Annotated in this window: 18 protein-coding genes and 1 pseudogene; 7 read left to right on the forward strand and 12 right to left on the reverse strand. The window is 64.2% G+C overall.

Annotation, left to right across the window (positions count from 1 at the left end):
* Positions 1-64: 64 nt before the first annotated feature.
* From VHK65_13515 to VHK65_13545, 7 genes are all read right to left on the reverse strand, one after another.
* Complete coding sequence (locus tag VHK65_13515) at positions 65-268, reverse strand: TOBE domain-containing protein (GenBank protein ID HVS07165.1); 204 nt, start codon at positions 266-268, stop codon at positions 65-67.
* Between the two features lie 71 nt (positions 269-339).
* Entirely contained in the window at positions 340-1,392 is a 1,053-nt protein-coding gene (locus VHK65_13520; protein HVS07166.1) for an ABC transporter ATP-binding protein, read from the reverse strand.
* Positions 1,389-2,174 carry an ABC transporter permease gene (locus VHK65_13525; protein ID HVS07167.1) on the reverse strand — a complete coding sequence of 262 codons (786 nt, stop codon included), beginning with the start codon at positions 2,172-2,174 and terminating at the stop codon, positions 1,389-1,391. Before VHK65_13525 ends, VHK65_13520 begins: the two co-directional genes overlap by 4 nt.
* Before the next feature lie 5 nt (positions 2,175-2,179).
* The gene (gene modA, locus VHK65_13530) at positions 2,180-2,959 is read right to left on the reverse strand and encodes a molybdate ABC transporter substrate-binding protein (GenBank protein HVS07168.1); all 780 of its coding nucleotides are present in this window, start codon (positions 2,957-2,959) and stop codon (positions 2,180-2,182) included.
* Positions 2,960-2,974: 15 nt separating this feature from the next.
* Positions 2,975-3,373 (reverse strand): TOBE domain-containing protein, encoded by a 399-nt coding sequence (locus tag VHK65_13535; protein ID HVS07169.1) that lies wholly within the window; start codon positions 3,371-3,373, stop codon positions 2,975-2,977.
* A gap of 150 nt (positions 3,374-3,523) precedes the next feature.
* A complete protein-coding gene (locus tag VHK65_13540; protein HVS07170.1) occupies positions 3,524-4,303 on the reverse strand; it encodes an ABC transporter permease in 780 nt (259 codons plus the stop codon).
* Position 4,304: 1 nt separating this feature from the next.
* Positions 4,305-5,096 (reverse strand): ABC transporter ATP-binding protein, encoded by a 792-nt coding sequence (locus tag VHK65_13545; GenBank protein ID HVS07171.1) that lies wholly within the window; start codon positions 5,094-5,096, stop codon positions 4,305-4,307.
* A gap of 349 nt (positions 5,097-5,445) precedes the next feature.
* Here VHK65_13545 and VHK65_13550 point away from each other — a divergent pair, with 349 nt between their 5' ends.
* Complete coding sequence (locus tag VHK65_13550; protein ID HVS07172.1) at positions 5,446-5,754, forward strand: hypothetical protein; 309 nt, start codon at positions 5,446-5,448, stop codon at positions 5,752-5,754.
* 175 nt (positions 5,755-5,929) lie between these two features.
* Positions 5,930-6,058: pseudogene (locus VHK65_13555) on the forward strand (glyoxalase).
* Positions 6,059-6,414: 356 nt separating this feature from the next.
* Here VHK65_13555 and VHK65_13560 read toward each other — a convergent pair.
* Together VHK65_13560 and VHK65_13565 are read right to left on the reverse strand one after the other, a co-directional pair.
* Positions 6,415-7,077, reverse strand: a complete 663-nt coding sequence (locus tag VHK65_13560; protein ID HVS07173.1) for a class I SAM-dependent methyltransferase — start codon at positions 7,075-7,077, stop codon at positions 6,415-6,417.
* Positions 7,078-7,204: 127 nt separating this feature from the next.
* Entirely contained in the window at positions 7,205-10,051 is a 2,847-nt protein-coding gene (locus VHK65_13565) for a LuxR C-terminal-related transcriptional regulator (GenBank protein ID HVS07174.1), read from the reverse strand.
* A 137-nt stretch (positions 10,052-10,188) separates the two neighbouring features.
* On the opposite strand from VHK65_13565, the gene VHK65_13570 reads away from it, so the two are divergent.
* Genes VHK65_13570 through VHK65_13580 form a run of 3 tightly spaced genes read left to right on the forward strand, consistent with a single transcriptional unit; the run spans position 10,189 to position 13,722 of the window.
* Positions 10,189-11,823 (forward strand): multicopper oxidase family protein, encoded by a 1,635-nt coding sequence (locus VHK65_13570; protein ID HVS07175.1) that lies wholly within the window; start codon positions 10,189-10,191, stop codon positions 11,821-11,823.
* Positions 11,820-12,953, forward strand: coding sequence for a C39 family peptidase (locus VHK65_13575; protein ID HVS07176.1), 1,134 nt, complete (start codon positions 11,820-11,822; stop codon positions 12,951-12,953). The genes VHK65_13570 and VHK65_13575 overlap by 4 nt, the downstream gene beginning before the upstream one ends.
* Before the next feature lie 37 nt (positions 12,954-12,990).
* Positions 12,991-13,722 carry a DUF4386 family protein gene (locus VHK65_13580; protein HVS07177.1) on the forward strand — a complete coding sequence of 244 codons (732 nt, stop codon included), beginning with the start codon at positions 12,991-12,993 and terminating at the stop codon, positions 13,720-13,722.
* Between the two features lie 71 nt (positions 13,723-13,793).
* Here VHK65_13580 and VHK65_13585 read toward each other — a convergent pair whose 3' ends face one another.
* On the reverse strand, positions 13,794-14,195 hold the full coding sequence (locus VHK65_13585; GenBank protein HVS07178.1) for a DUF4383 domain-containing protein: 402 nt from the start codon (positions 14,193-14,195) through the stop codon (positions 13,794-13,796).
* Between the two features lie 76 nt (positions 14,196-14,271).
* A complete protein-coding gene (locus VHK65_13590) occupies positions 14,272-14,886 on the reverse strand; it encodes a SurA N-terminal domain-containing protein (GenBank protein HVS07179.1) in 615 nt (204 codons plus the stop codon).
* Here VHK65_13590 and VHK65_13595 point away from each other — a divergent pair.
* Both VHK65_13595 and VHK65_13600 read left to right on the forward strand, forming a co-directional pair.
* Positions 14,827-14,973, forward strand: coding sequence for a hypothetical protein (locus VHK65_13595; protein HVS07180.1), 147 nt, complete (start codon positions 14,827-14,829; stop codon positions 14,971-14,973). The genes VHK65_13590 and VHK65_13595 overlap by 60 nt on opposite strands.
* Positions 14,974-15,095: 122 nt before the next feature.
* Positions 15,096-16,943 (forward strand): peptide ABC transporter substrate-binding protein, encoded by a 1,848-nt coding sequence (locus VHK65_13600; protein HVS07181.1) that lies wholly within the window; start codon positions 15,096-15,098, stop codon positions 16,941-16,943.
* A gap of 67 nt (positions 16,944-17,010) precedes the next feature.
* Here VHK65_13600 and VHK65_13605 read toward each other — a convergent pair.
* Positions 17,011-17,695: winged helix-turn-helix domain-containing protein (locus VHK65_13605; protein HVS07182.1), on the reverse strand; the 685-nt coding region annotated here is incomplete at its 5' end.

The following is a 17,695-nucleotide window of genomic DNA, read 5'->3' on the forward strand; positions in this document are numbered from 1 at the left end:
TAACAAGGTCAACCTGGTGTGGGTGCAACTCAAAACGTGTCATCATGCCGAGGATCCGAGGCCTCTACTTCCCGATCAGGACCTCGGTGGCCTTGATGATCACGGTGACCTTATCGCCGGTCATGAGCTTTAGCCGCTTGAGCGACGCGTCGGTGATCGCGGCCACCACGGTGCCGGCCTGGACCTTGACCTCGACCTCGGCCATGACGGTACCCGACTTGAGCCGAACGACCTCACCCTGGAGCTGATTGCGAGCACTTAGTTCCACGTTGTCTCCTCCTGTGCTGATGGGCGCTAGCTGCCCTGGTTGATGATGACTGGAAGTGTCCAACTCGATGGTCACGCGGGGTAGACGCCGACGTCGGTCGCCTTGAACGAGAGCCAGACCTCACCTCCTTCCACGAGATCCAGGTCGCGTAGCGCGGAAGGGGTGACCTCCGCGACCAATGGGACCTCACCGTCGATCCGAACACGAACTCGGCTGCCCATGAGCTCGATGCTGGTCGCCCGACCCGGCCACACGTTGCGAGGACTACCCTCGGGGCGGATCCGGTGAATGGCGACGGCGCGTGGGTGAATCACCGCGAAGACGTCGCCCGACTCGGCGCCGGCCGCCGCGACGACGGGTCCGCCCGCGATCCGCACCGACCCATGGTCGGCCCGTCCCTCGAGCAGGTTGACGCCGACGAGATCGGCGACGTACTGTGACCGCGGTCGCTCGGTGACTTCCGCCGGTGTCCCGGTTTGGATCAGACGCCCCTTCTCCATGACGATCAAGCGATCGGCGAGTGCCACGGCCTCGAGGGGATCATGGGTCACGACGAGCCGGATGCCCTGGAACGACGCGAGATGGTGCTTGAGATCGCGGCGGACTTCGGCCCGAGTCGTGACGTCGAGGGCCGCAAGGGGCTCGTCGAGCAGGAGAAGGCGCGGGTCAGGCGCGAGCGCGCGGGCCAGCGCCACGCGCTGGCGCTGGCCTCCCGACAGCTGAGCCGGCTTCGCTTGCGCATACGTTTTCAATCCAACCCGGTCCAGCCATTGGATCGCTTTGTTCGCCGCCGCCTGGGGCGGCGTGCCGCGGGAGCGAAGGCCGAAAGCCACGTTGTCCAGGGCGCTGAGGTGTGGGAAGAGAAGATAGTCCTGAAACACGAAACCGATCGGCCGCTTTTCCGTCGGGACGTATTGCCCGGTAATGGTGTCTTCGAGGACCTGACCATCCAGGTGGACGTGCCCAGAGCGCAGCGGCACCAGGCCTGCTGCGGCCCGCAGAAGGGTGGTTTTGCCCGCCCCATTGGGACCGAGCAGGGCCACCACCTCGCTGTCCCCGATGCTGAACTCCATTTCGAGGTCGAGGGACCCGAGGGTCAGACGGACCGCAGCATCGAGGCTCACGCAAGGCTCAGCCAGCGGTGTCTGAGCCCAACCAAAACGGCCAGAGAAATGAGCAAGAGCAAAAGACTGAGGATGTATGAGGCCTCCTGGTTGGTTTCGAGGAGAAGATAAACGGCCAGTGGCATCGTCTGGGTGATGCCCGGGAAGTTGCCGGCAAAGGTGATCGTGGCGCCGAACTCTCCCAGCGCCCGGGCCCAGCAGAGCACCGCGCCGGCAAACAGCGATGGTCCGATCAGCGGCATCGTCACCTGGGTGAACACCCTCCAGCGGCTTGCGCCCAGGGTGCGGGCCGCCTCCTCGTATCGGCGATCCATCGAACGCAGACCCGCCTCCACCGTAAGGATCAGGAATGGCATGGCGACAAACGTCTCCGCCATGATGACGCCCGCGGTCGTGAACGGGAGGGTGATGCCGAACGTGCTGTCGAGCCACGATCCCAACACCCCGCGCCGGCCGAAGGCCAGCAGGAGAGCAATTCCACCGACGACCGGGGGAAGAACCATGGGCAGGGTGGTCAACGCGCGCAGCAGGTTGCGGCCCGGGAACTCCACCCGGGCGTAAAGCCAGGCCAGGGGCACGCCGAGAATTAGCCCGAACGCGGTGGCCGACAGTGAGGCCAACAGCGAGAGTTTGACCGCGTCCAGCGTCTCGGGCGCCGTCAGGGCGGTAATGGCATCGCGCCACGGCGAGCGAACCACGAGGCCGATCAGAGGCAGGATGAAGAAGGCCGCCCCGATCGCCGCCAAAACGACGACGACAGCCGGTACGCGCTCCCGCCTCACCGGGTTTACGCCGCCGAGAGGAACCCGAACGACTGCAAGGTCGACTGGCCCTTGGCCGAACGGACATACGCGATGAATGCATTGGCTACGTCAGGGCTCTTCGTACCCTTCACCGCCGCGATTGGATAGGTTGCGATTACGTTGTAGGTATCTGGGATCCGGACACCCTGGACCTTGCTCCCGGCCGCCGTCACATCGGTCGTGTAGACGATGCCAGCATCGGCCACACCGAGCTCGATCTTGCTCACGACAGACTTGACGTCAGTTTCGAGGCTCTTGGGTTTGGCGGTCACGCCCGCCTTCGCCAGGGCCTGGAGCGAGTATTTCCCAGCCGGCACCGTCGCCGCTTCGGAGATGTAAATCACGCCCGCTTTGGCGAGGTCGGCCAGCCCCGTGATGCCCTTGGGGTTGCCAGGGGCGACCACGATTTCAAGCTGGTTGCGGGCGAAGACCTGGGGCGTGCCCGTGGTAAAGCCGTCGGTCTTCAACTTGTCCATGTTCGTCGTATCGGCGGACGCAAACACGTCGGCAGGCGCGCCCTGCTCGATCTGGGTGACCAGCGTCGGTGAACCGGCGAAGTTGAATTGCACGATGACGCCAGGGTGCGCTGTCTGAAACGCCGTGCCAAGCGCCTTGAAAGACTCGGTCAACGACGCGGCAGCGAAGACGGATATCGTCCCACTCAGCGGAGTGGGCGTCGGTGAGGATGTCCCTGCCCCTCCGCTACTTCCGCAGGCGGCCAGAAAACTAGCGGCGATGACACACAACAAGACCCGCTTACGCACTATTCGACCCCTTCCTTAGGTGCGCGGCAGCTCAATCACGACATTGGTTGCCTTCAACGACGCCACGGCGATCATCCCCGGCTTCAAGCCGAGTTCGTCAGCGGACTCCCGCGTGATCAGCGACACAATCCGGTGCGGACCCGCCTGCAGTTCGACCTGTGCCGCGACGCCGTCTTTGATGACGCGTGTGATGATGCCGACGAAGCGGTTTCGGGCGGACTCACTGACCACTGCCGGAAGGTCCGGGCGCGGCTGCGCGGCCATATAGCGGGCCAGCACAGCGCCGTCGATCTGCCGCTGACCTCCAGCTGAGCGCGCCGTCTTGATGCGGCCCGAATCTACCAACCGCCTGACCGTGTCGGGGCTGACCCGCAGAAGTTCGGCGGCTTGCCGGATCCTTAGATGGGTTCCCACATTCGAACAATAGCAAATGCGGAATCTGAAGCCTCTTTGAGGCCTATACCCTATGGTGTTTGGCGCTATTCCCTAACATCTGCGAGATTTTCGCTCCCGTCATTCCTCGGTTCGCGATGTGCGATCGGCGACAAGGTCGACGACAGCCCCTTAGCGGGTGCTCCATTGAAACCAGCGGATGCCAATCCCGGCGAACACGATGGTATAGAGCACGCTCGTGAGAAGGGCCCACCAGGTGTCCCCGCTCCACGCAGCGGGCTGCATCGCGCCCGCGAGCAACGTCGCCACCGCCCCGCCGGGTGACCACCGCGCGATGGTCTCGAACGTGGTCCCGAAGATTGCGGAATGCGCAAAAAGGCCGAGTGCGACGAGCGGCAGGAAGCTGAGGCGCCCCACGGCGTTGACGGTATCCGCGGATTTGACGAGGCCCACCAAAGCCTGTCCCACGCCGAGGAACACGGCCGAGCTAAAAATGACAATGGTGAGGGTCAGAAGGTAGGCGGGCGGATCCAGAGTGACCTTCTCGACGACTGCGGCGGCGACAAGAACCACTACCGTCATCACTAGCATTGAGAGGATCTGGACCGCCAACCGGCTGACCATGATGGTCCAGGTCGGAGCCGGCGTGACCCGCAGGCGCTGGAAAACACCCAGCTCGCGGTCCCTGGCGACGGACGCCGTGTAGCCAAGGATGGCAATTAATGCGATGCCGAGCGTGAGAGCCAACGCCACGCTGACGATCGGGCCGCCGAGTTGCGCGCCGCGTTTGGCAGTGGACAAGCCGTAGAGGACGGCCAGCGGGGGAAGGAACGTCAGCACCAACGCCCGCCCGTTCCGCAACTGAACGGTGAGGTCCGCCCGAAGCAGGGCTCTGAGGATGCCTGACAGCGTCGGAGGGTGGTTGGGCAGGGCGCTCGGCTGGCTGCTCATATCAATCGCGAAGGTCACTACCGGTTAACCCGATGAAGACATCCTCGAGGGTGACCTGGCCATGCGCCACCTTGCGTACGCGTGGGTCATCTTTGTGCTTCTCGATCAGCCCAGCCGGCGTATCGACGGTAAGAAGCTTGCCCCGATCGATGATCGCCACACGATGACAGACGGCCTGCGCCTCTTCCATGGAGTGCGTCGTCAGGAGGATGCTCCGGCCGATGTCGCGTAACCGTTCGATCCGATCCCACAGCTGCCGGCGCGCTTGCGGGTCCAGGCCGGCCGTGGGCTCGTCGAGGAGCACGAGTGGGGGGCTGTGAATCGTGGCAATCACCAATGAGACGCGTTTCTGCTGTCCCCCGGACAGCTGGCTGAAGCGCTTCGACGCTTCCTCCCCCAGGTGGACGTTGGCAAGCAGGTCGTCAATGCCGGCGTGGGTGAGCGGCACGCCGTAGAGCCCCGCATAGAGCCGGACGATCTCGCGGATCGTGAGATTGGATTGGAAGCTCGTCGACTGGAGCTGCACGCCCATTCGGGCTTTCGCCGCGGCTGGATTGGCGCGAGCGTCGACATCGCCGACCCGGATCGAGCCCGAGTTGGGCCGCACCAGGCCCTCAATCGCGCTGAGCGTGCTCGTCTTCCCGGCGCCGTTGGGGCCCAGCAGACCAAAGATCTCGCCTTCGTTGATGTCGAGCGACACACCGTCGACCGCCAGCTTCGGACCGTAGCTGACGCGGAGGTCTTCGATTTGAAGAGCAAGACCATGCGCGGCAGTCGGGCCGGTGGCTGTCACTCTGTTGGCCACATTATCGGCGATCCTGCCTTACACAGAGCTCACTGAATAGTGGCTTATCGAACTATTAAATAATGATTGCTATCGATCCCTACGATCCAACTCGGCCGGGAATCGTCGCGCCGCCTTGTTAGGCAGCCCCCAATACTGGTTGCTAGCGTTCGCAGCGGGCATCCTCGCTGTTGCGGGCTGGAATTCCGTACGAGCTCGCCGAAGTGGGGCCCGGCGAGTCGGCGATGTATCGCGAGAGGCCATCCACTACCGGCTACGAGTGTCGGTAAAGTACCGGACCGCGGATCTCGTTGGGATCGCGAGCGATAAATGGCGTCGACGCCTCGGATGGTCTCCCGTGACATACGTCAGGACCGCAGCGTTGATTGTCAGGGACTCCTCGATCCAGATCTTTCCGTCCCGGCCACGGTACATAGCGGGCTTGGGGCGGGAATGGGTTCTCGTTCCGGCCGAAACGCGGATCCGGGTATCCAATTTTCGCAGCCTCCTCTGGCCGTTCAATCAGACGCCGTTCATCGTCTTCTCCCGCGTCGAGCCAGATGGAAGCGAGATCGACCTGGTGGCGATCACCAGGCGGAGCCGGCTCGATGAAATTCAAGCAGCTTTGAAGGTCACCGGCGTTAAGACGAGCAACGACGCGGTTTAACCCGGCCCAAGCTACCCTGAGTCGGGCCGCCGGCGCGCTCCTGATCATTCTTGGACTGCTCCTGATCAGCGGCGTCTACCAATCGCTAGCCGGCTACCTCGCGCAGCCATTGACCGTACGCTAGGGACTGATAATGGAGGGAAAGATGGAGGGAAACAGCAATCTGCAACAGCGCCTGGCGGCGCTGCTCCGTGAGGCGGAGCGGGCGCACGGCGACTACGAGAAGTCACTTGGACATCGCGATGACGCTTGGCCTGACTGGTACGCGGCTTATATCGCGGAACGTCTGAGCACCGCGATATGACCACGGCATTCGTTGTGTCGTTCGACGAGAAGGCCCGCGAGTGGCTCACCGCGCATCCGAGTAAGGATGCGCTGGTGATGGCCTACCAGGACACGCTCTGTTGAGGTGGAGGTCACATCCGTGACCTGCGGCTCCGTCGGAGCCGGCCGCGGGACGAGGACTCCCAGCAGTTGGTGCACATTGGGGAGATAGCCGGTCGCCGGATCTTGCTCGACCGACGAATCCTGCCTCGGATGCCGAGCGCGATTCCAGTAACGGTCGGCGGCATTGGACCGTTTCGCGGTCTTCACCTCGGGTTTTCCGGCGAAGAGTGGGCCAGGCTCCTCTACGAGCCTGGAGCATAGACTGAGCAGCGTCTAATTTGCCGGTAGCGCGCTGGTCCTGCGCAGACTGGCGACTTCCCAGATGAGGCTCGTCTGGTTGGAGACCATCTTCAGGCCGTGCCGCTCCGCCGTGGCGATGATCTTGTTGGGCGGGTGGATAAAGACCTGGAACTGCTGGCGCGCTACTCGCAGGGCGAGGTCCCCCAGGCTTATCACCGCCCTCGTCCACCAACGCTCCTTGGGGAAGCTCATCACGAGGACTTCACGGGTGTGGTCGGCGGCGGCACCGGCCAGCTTCGGCATGTCGGGGTAACAACAGATGACGCGGTTCATGATGACGACGTCTGCCGCCTCCACCGCATCCGTCGCCTCAGCAAAGTCCATGATCCTGCGATCAACGCGATCCTCAAGCCCGGCCTCGCGCAGAAGGGCCTGCGCAGCCTCCTCATAGGTAGGGGTCAATTCGATGTTCACCGCCCGGGTGATCCCGGCCCTCAGAAGGTCGATCTGGATGGCGCCAATGCCGCCGCCCACTTCGAGCAGGGTGCGGCCTCCGATGCCCTGTTCCTTCAAAAACTCGGCGATACGTCGCGATGTCGGATCGAGGCCGCGACGCCGGTAGCGCCGCGCCTCAGCGTGCGCTCTCTTCTCGCTGAAGATCGAGCGGTAGCCCTGTGGTGAACAGCAGTCACTCATGCCCGGATTATCGTCCACGACCCCCGGGGGGATCATGTCGACCCGAGTAGTGCTAGGCAGCCAGCCGGGCATCAAACGAGTCCGGCCGTGCCTGCTTAATGCGCCAGTCCCTCGTTGGGCCCTCCCCTCATCGCGGTCCGATCTCTGCTGGCAGCCCGGACATGGCCGCCTGTCCAGGCGAGCCTGTCGGCTCGGCAAGAGGCAAGAGCTTGCCGCGCGCAGCCATTCCGGCCAGTTCGGTCCGCGAGCTGATGCCGAGCTTCGAGAAGACGTTGCGCAGATGGAAGTCGACTGTGCGCGGTGACAAGAAAAGGGTGCTGGCGATGTCGCGGTTGGAGCGCCCTTCACCCACGGCCTGGGCGATTCGGAGCTCTTGACGGGTTAGCTGCTCGATTGGGGGACGTCCTCCCCGGCTAACGGTCTCGCCCGTGGCGCGAAGCTCCGCGCGCGCGCGCTCGGCCCAGCGAACCGCGCCGAGCCCCTCAAACCGCTGCAGTGCCCCGCGCAGATACTCCCTCGACCGCCCGCGCTCACGATGGCGCCGGAGGAGCGAGCCGAGAGCCAGCTGCGTGCGTGCCAATTCGAACGGCCGTCGGGAAGCGGCGTGGTACGTAAGAGCCGTCAACAGGTTCTGCTCAGCAGCCTGGGGGTCCGAACCGAGGATTGCTCGGCCGTGAGAGAGACGCGCCAGGGCGCACGCGGCACCGCTCGACTCGGCGAAGCGGGCCCAAATCGCTAGCCAATCGAGTCCGCGGCCATTGCCGGTGGCCGCCGCAGCCTCGAAACGGTCGAGCGATGAGAAGGTCTGGATCACGGGATGCGTGATGGGCTCAAGCAGGCTCATCGCGTCATCGGCGCGGCCTTCGCCCAGCGCGAGGACGCTGCGGATCCAACTTGCTGCGTCGTGCACCAACTCCCGTGAGCGCGGACCTGCAGTTCCGAAGGCCTCCATCAGGTGCTTATCAACAAGGTCCCCGTTGCCTTGCATGGCATGAACCAGCGCGAGCCAGAGCCGGGGGTGCGAAGCGAGCTCTGCCTGGCCGGTCTCCTGCGCCAGTCGAACGGTATCGCCGGCGGTGATCGATCCCCCGGCGAGGTTCCCGGAAATGATTTCGGCGAGCGCCAGCCGCGCGCCGGCGATCGGGACGTGGGACAGAGAGCCGCGCTCGTTGGCCATCTCCACGATGGCCAGATGGAAGCGGTACGACCGGTCGTCGTCACCTGCCCAATCCGCCGCTCGCCCGGCCGTCAGCAGGGTTTGGGGCTCGTCAAGACTCTGCGCCAGTTCGATGGCATGGCGCAGATGGCCCATGCTGCCCTCGAGGTCGCCGGCCGATCGATCGCCGAAGCCGATCAGGGCTTCGCGCAGAACCTGCAGCTTCGGATTGTCACCGACCTCCCAGCCCGCCACCATTCGACCAAGCTCGATCTCACTCGGGTAGTCGAGGGCGAGGGACGCGGCCTCACTGGCGAGAGCGAGGAGCTCGAGGGCCCGCTCCGGATCGTGCGTTCGGACCTCGTTCGCGGCGGCGACGAGGACGCGGTAGGCACGATGGGCGTCGCCGACGCTGAGTTCGATGACGCCGCGGAGCGCCTCCACCTCCGTGCCGGCAACGATCGTCGGCGAGGCCCTTCGCGCACGATCCAGCAAGTCCTTCGCCGCGCGCGGCTGGCCGCCCATCCAGGCCGCTTGCGCGGCGTCGTACAACATGGACGCTCGGGTAGACGCCTCGGTCGATAGCTCCGCGGCACGCTCGAACGCGCTGACCGCCTCGACAAACGCGCCTCGGCCCGCGGCGCGCTTGGCCGCCTGGGCGAGTGCGTCAGCCACGGCGTGATCCGGACGGACGGCTGCGGCGGAAAGGTGCCACGCATGACGATCGGGGTCCCCGGCTTTGGTCAGCTCGGCGAGGGCGCTGTGGACCTGTTTGCGATCCTCGACGGTCGCGCGTCCGTACACGAGCGTTGCGATCAATGGATGGCTGAAACGGACGTCGCCGCCGCCAACCTGGAGGAGCCCATTGGCGATCGCGGCGTCGAGGACGGCCGGATCGACACCGAGGATCTCGGCCGCTCGTAGGATCGTGTGCAGCTTACCCGAACCGTCCGCGGCGATCGCCAGAAGGAGGGTGCGGGTATCAGTTGCCAGGTCCTCGATCCGCGAGGCAAACGCTTGCTCCACCCGACGGGTTAATGGCAGTGGATTGGGCAGCGGTTTCCATCCGCGGAGCTGACCAGGTTGAAGAAGCCGCACGACCTCGATCAAGGCGAGTGGGTTGCCACCAGTCGCCTCGTGCAATCTCCGGGCGACGTCTGGCATCACTCCCGGACCGGCCTCGCGGGTGATGAGGTCGATGGCCGCCGAGAGGTCGAGCTCACCGAGGTCGATCGTGGGCAGGCTCCGCTCACCGATCGCCGCCCATTCATCCCGTCGCACTGTTAGCAGCAGCGAGATGGGCGTGGCATTAAGGCGCCGAGCAACGAACAGCACTGCGGCGCGCGATGCGGCATCGGCCCAGTGAAGGTCATCAACCACGCACAGGACGGGCCGCTCCGCCGCGGCCGCATTAAGCAGCCCGAGAGCGGCGAGAGCGACGACGAACGGGTCCGGCTGGGCACCTTCGTCGAGACCGAGTGCAACCCCGAGCACCTCTTTTTGGCGTGGCGGGAGGTCGCCGCGAAGTTGGATGATCGGCTGGAGCAGTTGATGCAAGCAGGCGTACGGCAAGCCCATCTCGGCTTCGACGCCCAGCGCTCGGAGGAGTCGGAGGTCGCCTGCCCAGATCGCGCTCTCGAGGAGCGACGTCTTGCCCATGCCCGGCTCACCGACGATCGCAAGGGCTGAGCCACGGCCGGCAGCCGCCGCTCCCCCGAACTGCTCGAGCCGGAGCAGCTCGGCAATGCGGCCGAGCAGATGGGGCCCTCGCTCACTACCAGCGGGGCTGGCCGGACGCGCTTCCGACTCCCTCTTCATCTGGCGCAACCTTGCCCTACCTCACCGACTGCCGGAGTGTAGACAGTTCGGAGGTTTTAGCTTACTCGCACCACCGGCGCCGAAAACCCGGCGATTCCGCCGGTGCGGCCCACCAGTGTGGTCAGGACACTGGATGCATGCAACACACGGCCGGGGACCCGTCCGACGACCTCTTCCCCATCGAGACGGCGGGACTCCCCGGCGCCTTAACCCCAACCGCCGTCCGTCTCAGAAACGGCGATCGATTCCAGCTCCGGATCGCCCCCGTGCTCAAGCGCATCGGGAACGCCGAGGTCCGGATGCTCGCCTACAACGGATCAATTCCGGGGCCGGCTTTGCACGTCGACCAGGGATCGGAGGTCACCGTGGACGTGACAAATCATGGCGACATCGAGGCAACGGTCCACTGGCACGGACTCAGGCTCGAGAACCGCTATGACGGCGTTCCGCACGAGACACAAGTCCCGATCAGCGTCGGTGCAACCTTCACCTACAGGATCACGTTTCCCGACGCTGGCTTCTATTGGTACCACCCGCACGTCCGTGAGGACTATGGGCTCGAAATGGGGCTATATGGAACGATCCTGGTCGAGCCTGCGGAACCGGCCTACTGGCCGCCAGCCGACCGCGAGCTGACGGTCACTCTGGACGACGTCCTGCTTGAAGGCGGACGGATCGCTCCCTTCCACAAGTCGGGCCCGACGTTCACAGCGATGGGTCGCTTCGGCAACATCCTGCTCGTCAACGGCGACACGGGGCTGAAGGGCGAGGCCAAGCGCGGTGAGGTGGTGCGCCTCTCTCTCGTTAATACGGCCAATACCCGGATCTTCAATTTCGCTGTCCGCGGAGCTCGGATGAAGCTCATCGGCGGTGACAGCGGGCGGTACGAGCGCGAGACTTTTGTCGATGAGGTGCTCATTGCGCCGTCGGAGCGCGCCATTGTCGACGTGCTGTTCGAGACGGAAGGCAACGTTTCGTTCGAGCACCGGACGCCGGGTCACAGATACGACCTTGGCGTCTATACGGTCTTCGGTGTCGGCGGCTCGGCGGCGCAACACGCCTTCGACCGCTTGCGCCTTGACCCGGAACTGACCGCGACTCGGGAATCGATTACGGACTACGTCGAAAGAAGACCCGACAAGGTGCTGGCCTTTGTCTCATCCATGCCCCTCCTGTACGGGGGCGACGCCCCGGCAGCCTCCGCCTACGCGTGTCCCATGCACCCGGAGGTCATCGAATCTGAGCCCGGGCGTTGCCCGAAATGCGGGATGAGGCTGATTCCGTCCAGCACATCGGCGATGGTGGGACACCAGTTGCACCAGGACGCCATAGACAGGGCTGGTGGCGACGGCATCGAGTGGGAAGATCTCATGCCCGAGATCAATCGGGCGTCCAATCCCAGCAACATGATCTGGAAAGTCATCGACCGGGAGACCGGTGCGGAGAACGGTGCGATTTCGTGGGCTTTCGATGTGGGCGACCGGGTAAAGATTCGGCTCGTCAATGAGATGGACTCGGATCATCCGATGCACCACCCCTTCCACTTCCACGGCGCCGGCCGGTTCCTCATCCTGTCCAGGGACGGCCAACCGGAGACCAATCTCGTCTGGAAGGACACGGTCCTCGTGCGCGCGGGCCAGTCCATCGACATCTTGCTGGACGTGTCGAATCCCGGTCGCTGGATGGCCCACTGCCACATTGCGGAACACAACCAGAGCGGGATGATGTTCAGCTTTGACGTGCGGCGGCGCTCTGAGCCGGTCCGCTTATGAGGGCCTTGGCCGTCCTGGCGATGGTCTTTGTGCTGAGCGGGTGCGGAGCGGCGCCGTCAGGCAGTCCCCTGCCGGCGGCGACGCCTACCCCCTCCATGCCAAGCGCGGCTGCGCTAACGGCGCTGGCCGATCAAGTCTTCCCGCTGAATACGACGTTTGGCTACTACGTCGAGTGCATCAACCTCAAGGAGAACGGCGCCGCGCGGCCCGGTGGTAACGACTACTCGGGGTGCCCAATAACCGACGCCCTGCGCGCCCGAATGGTGGCGACGCAGGCGCACTTTTGTCCCTGCGAGCAGAATCCGTCGGTCGACCGGGCGATCAACGTTACGCCCGTAGCTGGGGGCGGCATCGCCTCGGTACGCCTCTACCACGGCAACGTCCATGCGGAACTCGTCATCCTCTCGGTGAATGGACGGTTGCTCGTCGATGACCTGCCCGCAAAGGGTGACGCCGAGAACGGAACCAGCACGCCGATCACCTTCCAGGACAAACCCAGTTCTACCGCGTCGCCGACGGCGCAGCCGAGCGTGTTGCCCGGCTCGCGCGTGCTCATCGTCCCGTGGTACCACCAGGCCTTCGCACTGAGTTGCGAGTCGGCGTCCCTGCGGATGGCCCTCGCGTACCAGGGGATCGCGACCACGGACGCCGCCGTCCTCAACATCATCGGGAGCGATTTGCGACCGCCGACTTTCGATAACGCCGGGATGCACTGGGGCGACCCCTTCGCCACCTTCGTAGGCAACGTCAGTGGAAGCGAGATCGCGTTGACCGGCTATGGCACCTACTACCCGACGATCGCGCGCGCCGCGGGCGTGCTCGGTGGTCGCGTCCTTCGGGCGGGCCAGGGCATTCCTCCTGCCGATGTCTACGCCGCGGTCCTGACCGGCCACCCCGTCGTCACGTGGGTCACCTACAAATGGGTCATCCAGCATCGGCGGGACTACACCGCCTTCGATGGTAGAAAGGTTGCCTACGCCGGCCCGGGGGAGCACGCCGTCGTGGTGGTTGGCGTGACCCCGACCCGCGTGCTCATCAACAATCCCGAGTCCGGGCCGGAATGGATTTCCAAGAGCACCTTCGAGCCCGTCTACGCGACGTACGACGACATGTCGGTGATCCTCGCTTGATCACCCAAACACGCTCCACACTTAACGGGAGGACAACATGATGATGAAGACGACGATGAAGAGAACAGACGAAGAAATTCCTAGCGGTGACCGCGCCTTGCTCCGGGTATCAGCCACGCTCCTGTTCGCGGGCGTGGCGGCCTCCTTCTTGATCGGTATCTTCCACCCCAGCCAGCAAAATCCCAACGACCACCAGGCCGTCTTCGCCGAGTACGCGAGCAGCAGCCTATGGAAAGCTGTCCACCTTGGCCAGTTCGTTGGGATGGCGCTTGTCATCGCCGGACTGCTGGCGCTGTTCTTTGCTCTGGACGTCCCCACTCGCAAGCGCGGATGGATAGCTCGGTTCGCGGCGGTTTCCGCCGTTACCGCGCTCGCGCTTTATGGAGTTCTTCAAGCGGTGGATGGGGTCGCGCTGAAGCAGGCCGTTGATCATTGGGTCAACGCCCCTGACGCGGAGAAAGCCGCACGATTCGCGAGCGCTGAGTTGGTCCGCTGGCTCGAGTGGGGCGTCCGAAGCTACCAGGAACTCACGTTGGGCCTTTCCTTGATCCTCTTCGGGATCGCCATCTTCTGGATGGCCAGGATTCCCCGGCCGATTGGCTTGCTATTGGGGTTTTCGGGCCTCGCCTACGTCGTGCACGGGATTTTGCTGGGCTATGAAGGCTTCTCTGCAACAGGCGCGATGCCCCAGTTGGCCGCCTACCTGTTTGTGATTGCGGCGGCCGTCTGGCTTCTCATTAGCGCGTGGCGACCATCCCGCCCTTTGTAACCGCGAGCCAGAAGGTGCCACCTCCCTGGCGCCCTCCCCCGCAGGGCGGGGGAGGGAGAACTCCGAAGGGCTTATGCGACGACCGGTCGTGGTTGCGTCGCGCTAACGAAACCGAAATACGCGAGGATTCCACCGGTCGCGAGGTGAATGACAACGTCAAATCCGCCAATCGGGAGCAGGTTGAGGGGATTGTTGACGAAGATTCCCACGATGCCGATCAGAATGAGGACGACACCGAAGACCTGGCAGAACTGCCGTGAACGCGCGAGGCTGCCGGCCGCGGCAATGCCCGCGATGCCGATCACGAGATGGACGATGTTGTGCAGCAGATTGATCGGAACAAACCCGAGGAGGTTGCTATTCGTCTGCGTGTAGCTGCCTCCCACGAACGGTGCCAGTCCAAGCACCCCCACCAGCAGGTAGATGACTCCGAACGCGAGCGCGACGGTCTGGACAAGTGAGCGACCTCTCATATTCACGCAACCTCCATATCAAAAGATATCCACATGCGGGACTCATCAGGTGCTACGCACTAAGGGGACGCTTGGATCACTCGGACGTGAGGCAGGCCGGGTAAGACTGGTTTCCGGCACAGGGGCCAATGGTGGCGAGAACCTGCGCCTGACCGACGGCTCTGTCGATGACGCCCTTCGTGGCGATGCCCTGCTGCATCAGACGCGCTTCGAGGATTCGATAGCGGAGCAGCGACGAAAACTCCAACCGGGCAAGCCCCGCTTGGTCCAGGTTCTGCTCGAACGCCACCGGCCCTCCGAATGCCTGCTCCGCCGCTGACAACGCCTGGGCGAGGTCGGCGGGCGTCACGGCGATCCCGCGCGCGCCGGCGAGCTGGTCGACAACGGCATCGTGCACCAATTCCCTGATAACCGCCGATTCGATCGCCGCGCGGCGACGCTGACCGGAGGCGGACTGCCAGTTGACCAGCGCGCCGGTCCGCTCGAACTTGTGCTGCTCGGTGGCGACGATCGACTGGTACAGGTCGACGGAGACGGCCCGGCCGTTGACCGTCACTGCGGGGTCACGGATCGCGTCGCCGACGCCGCTCTTGTGCCGGACGCGCCGAGCGCCACTGCCAAGGGCATCAGCGTGAGTGCCACGGGCGACCTGGGAGCGCAGCTCACCGGCGACATCACGCAGTTCCAGCAGTTCGCGATCACGATCGAGCCGGGAGAGCAGCAGTTGCCTACGACGAAACCGATCCTGATCGGAAACCTTCAGGCGCGCTCCAGTTAGCGTCGACCGCCCGAGCTTCGTTAATCACTTTCTAATCTGCGTAAGAAACTGATCCATTGATAAACGCCGCCTGCAGCCCATAGCGTGGAGGGACGACTGCATTTGGGCAACAGGAGGCAACGATGGAAAACACCAGACGAGCGTGGCGGCCGGCTGCCGCAACGGCCATCGGCGCGATCACGAGCGTACTGCTGGCGGCATGCGGCGGAAGCAGCACAACCACCAACAGTTCACTGACGCTCACGCAGTACAACCCGGCGAAAGGAACGCAGGGCGGCAACCTCGTCTTCTCCGATTGGGAACCGGTGCAGGATTTGAATGTCCTTTCCAGCAGTGCCGCGACCACGCAGCAGGTGGTGACCGGGCCGATCTGGGCGTCGCTCTGGGTCTTCGACGGCCAGAACAAGCCGATACCCGACCTGGTCACGGACGTGCCGACGACCGACAACGGCATGGTGAAGAAGATCGACGACAGCCACATGGACGTCACGATCAAGCTCAGGTCCGGCATGAAATGGTCGGATGGCTCGCCCCTGACCAGCGCGGACGTCAAGTTCACGATCGAGGCGATCTGCAATCCCGACGTGGGAGCGGCCAGCCAGACCGGCTACGACCACATCGCCTCGCAGGAGATCAAGGACGATCAAACCGTCATCTGGCACTTCGGGCCCCGCAAGAGCGGTTCCTGTGGTCTGCAGGCGGACCTGTCAAGCGGGATCTATGCGCCGTACCTGCTGCTCAACACGGCAATCGTCCCCAAGTCGGTGCTGGGCAGCATCGCACCGGCGAGCTGGGCGACCAGCGACTATTTCACCAAGAAGCCGACGGTGACGAACGGGCCCTACATGGTCCAGAACTTCTCGCCGGGTCCTGCGGCCATCGTGACCCTGGTCCCGAACCCGAACTACAGCGCGGGCCGCTCGAGTGGCAAATACTTCAATCACGCGCCCTACCTGAACAAGCTGACCTACAAAATCTATGGGGATAAGTCCTCCCAGATCGCGGGCTTGCAGTCGGGTGATGCCGATCTCGGCCTCGACATGATCGCGAAAGACCTGCCCAGCCTCCAGGGGTCGACCCACATGAAGCCGGTCAACGCGAACGGACTGCTCGACGAATTTCTGAACTTCAACCTGGGCAACAACGAAACCGGGTGCGATGCGCAAAAGTTCGCGGCGACCTGCGGCAAGCCAACTATCTGGAAGGATGACCGGACCCTGCGACAGGCCATCGCCCTTGCCGTCGACAAGGACTCGATGAACCAGCAGCTGGTCGGCGGTATAGGAAAAACCATGAACAGCTTCCTGGTATCCACTCTCGCGCCCTACTACGACACGACCACGCCGAAGTTCGTGCGCGACGTCGCCAAGGCGAACTCGATGCTGGACCAGGACGGCTGGGTCAAGGGCGCGAACGGCATCCGCGCCAAGAACGGCACCAAGTGCGCGTGGGTCATCAGCACCACCACCGGCAACCCGCAACGGGCGGCCGAGGAGGAATTGCTGATCAGTAACTGGAAGGACATCGGTTGCACCGTGACCACCAAGAATTGGCCGGCCGGCATCTTCTTCCAGGCGTTCCAGGGCGGCGGCATTCAGTCCACCGGCCAGTTCGACATGACGCTCTATGCCAACAACTGGGCCCCCGATCCCGACTCCTGGGGCACGACCTCGCTGCCAGGCCAGATCCCCAACGCCCAGAACCCGTCCGGCGTCAACTGGAACCGGGCGAACGATCCGAAGCTGACGGACCTGCTCCTGCAGGGCGAAAACACGATCGACATCAACCAGCGTGTCGACATCTATAAGAAGGCGCAGACCGAGTGGCGGGACTACCTGCCGACGATCGAGCTGTACGAGCGGCCCGACGTCTTCGGCGTGGGCACCGTGTTTGGCAATTTCGCGGCGACGGTGAACACCTGCTTGGCGACCTGCAACGCACCGGACTGGTTCCACAAAGGCGCGTCGTAGACCGCGCCTTTTCCACCCCCATTTTTCCCTCCCCCGCTTGCGGGGGAGGGTCGGGTGGGGGCGCGTCTTATAAGGATGTGACGGGCAGCTGGAGGTAGGACTTGAGCGGCTGACCGACGGCACGCATCAGGTCGCTCCGGCGTTCGTACGTGCAGATTGGGCCGCAGTTGATATGAATCAGGCGGCCGAAGCGGAGGCGAGCCAGATGGGCTCGGACCGTGTTCCGATCCTCATCGAGTCGATCGGCGAGCTCGTCAACGGAGAGGCGATCGTTTCCCAACGCCTTCAGGATCCGCAGACGGATCGGGTCGGCGAGCGCTTCGTGCATGCGCACCAGCCCCGGCGGCACCGTGTCTGGCAGGCCGGCATCGTCGGCGACGGGATAACAGTAGATCCGCATCCGCCGGTAGTTCACCACCGCGAGCCAGGGCCGCATGATCAAGGTGGGGACGAGGAGCACGGTGTCGACGTCCGGCCGCGTGTCGTAGCGAACGCCGGTCGCAAGCAAGATCAGGCGTTCCGGATCGGTCGTGAGCAGCATGCACCGCGCGGCGCTTTCGTCTTCCAGAAGCGCGGATACGATGGGCTCCTCCCTCAGGAAGATTCGCTCGTACCAGCCCCTGAGCGTGTCAAGGACAAGATCCTTGACCGCCTCGGCCGGAAGGCGAGCAGCCGGCCCATCACCTCGCGCCGTTCGGGCACACCGGCAGCAAGCGCCTCGAGCGCGGGCGTGCGTGCTCGGCGGCTTCCCT

The sequence above is a fragment of the Candidatus Dormiibacterota bacterium genome (assembly GCA_035544955.1).
Lineage (GTDB): Bacteria > Chloroflexota > Dormibacteria > CF-121 > CF-121 > CF-13.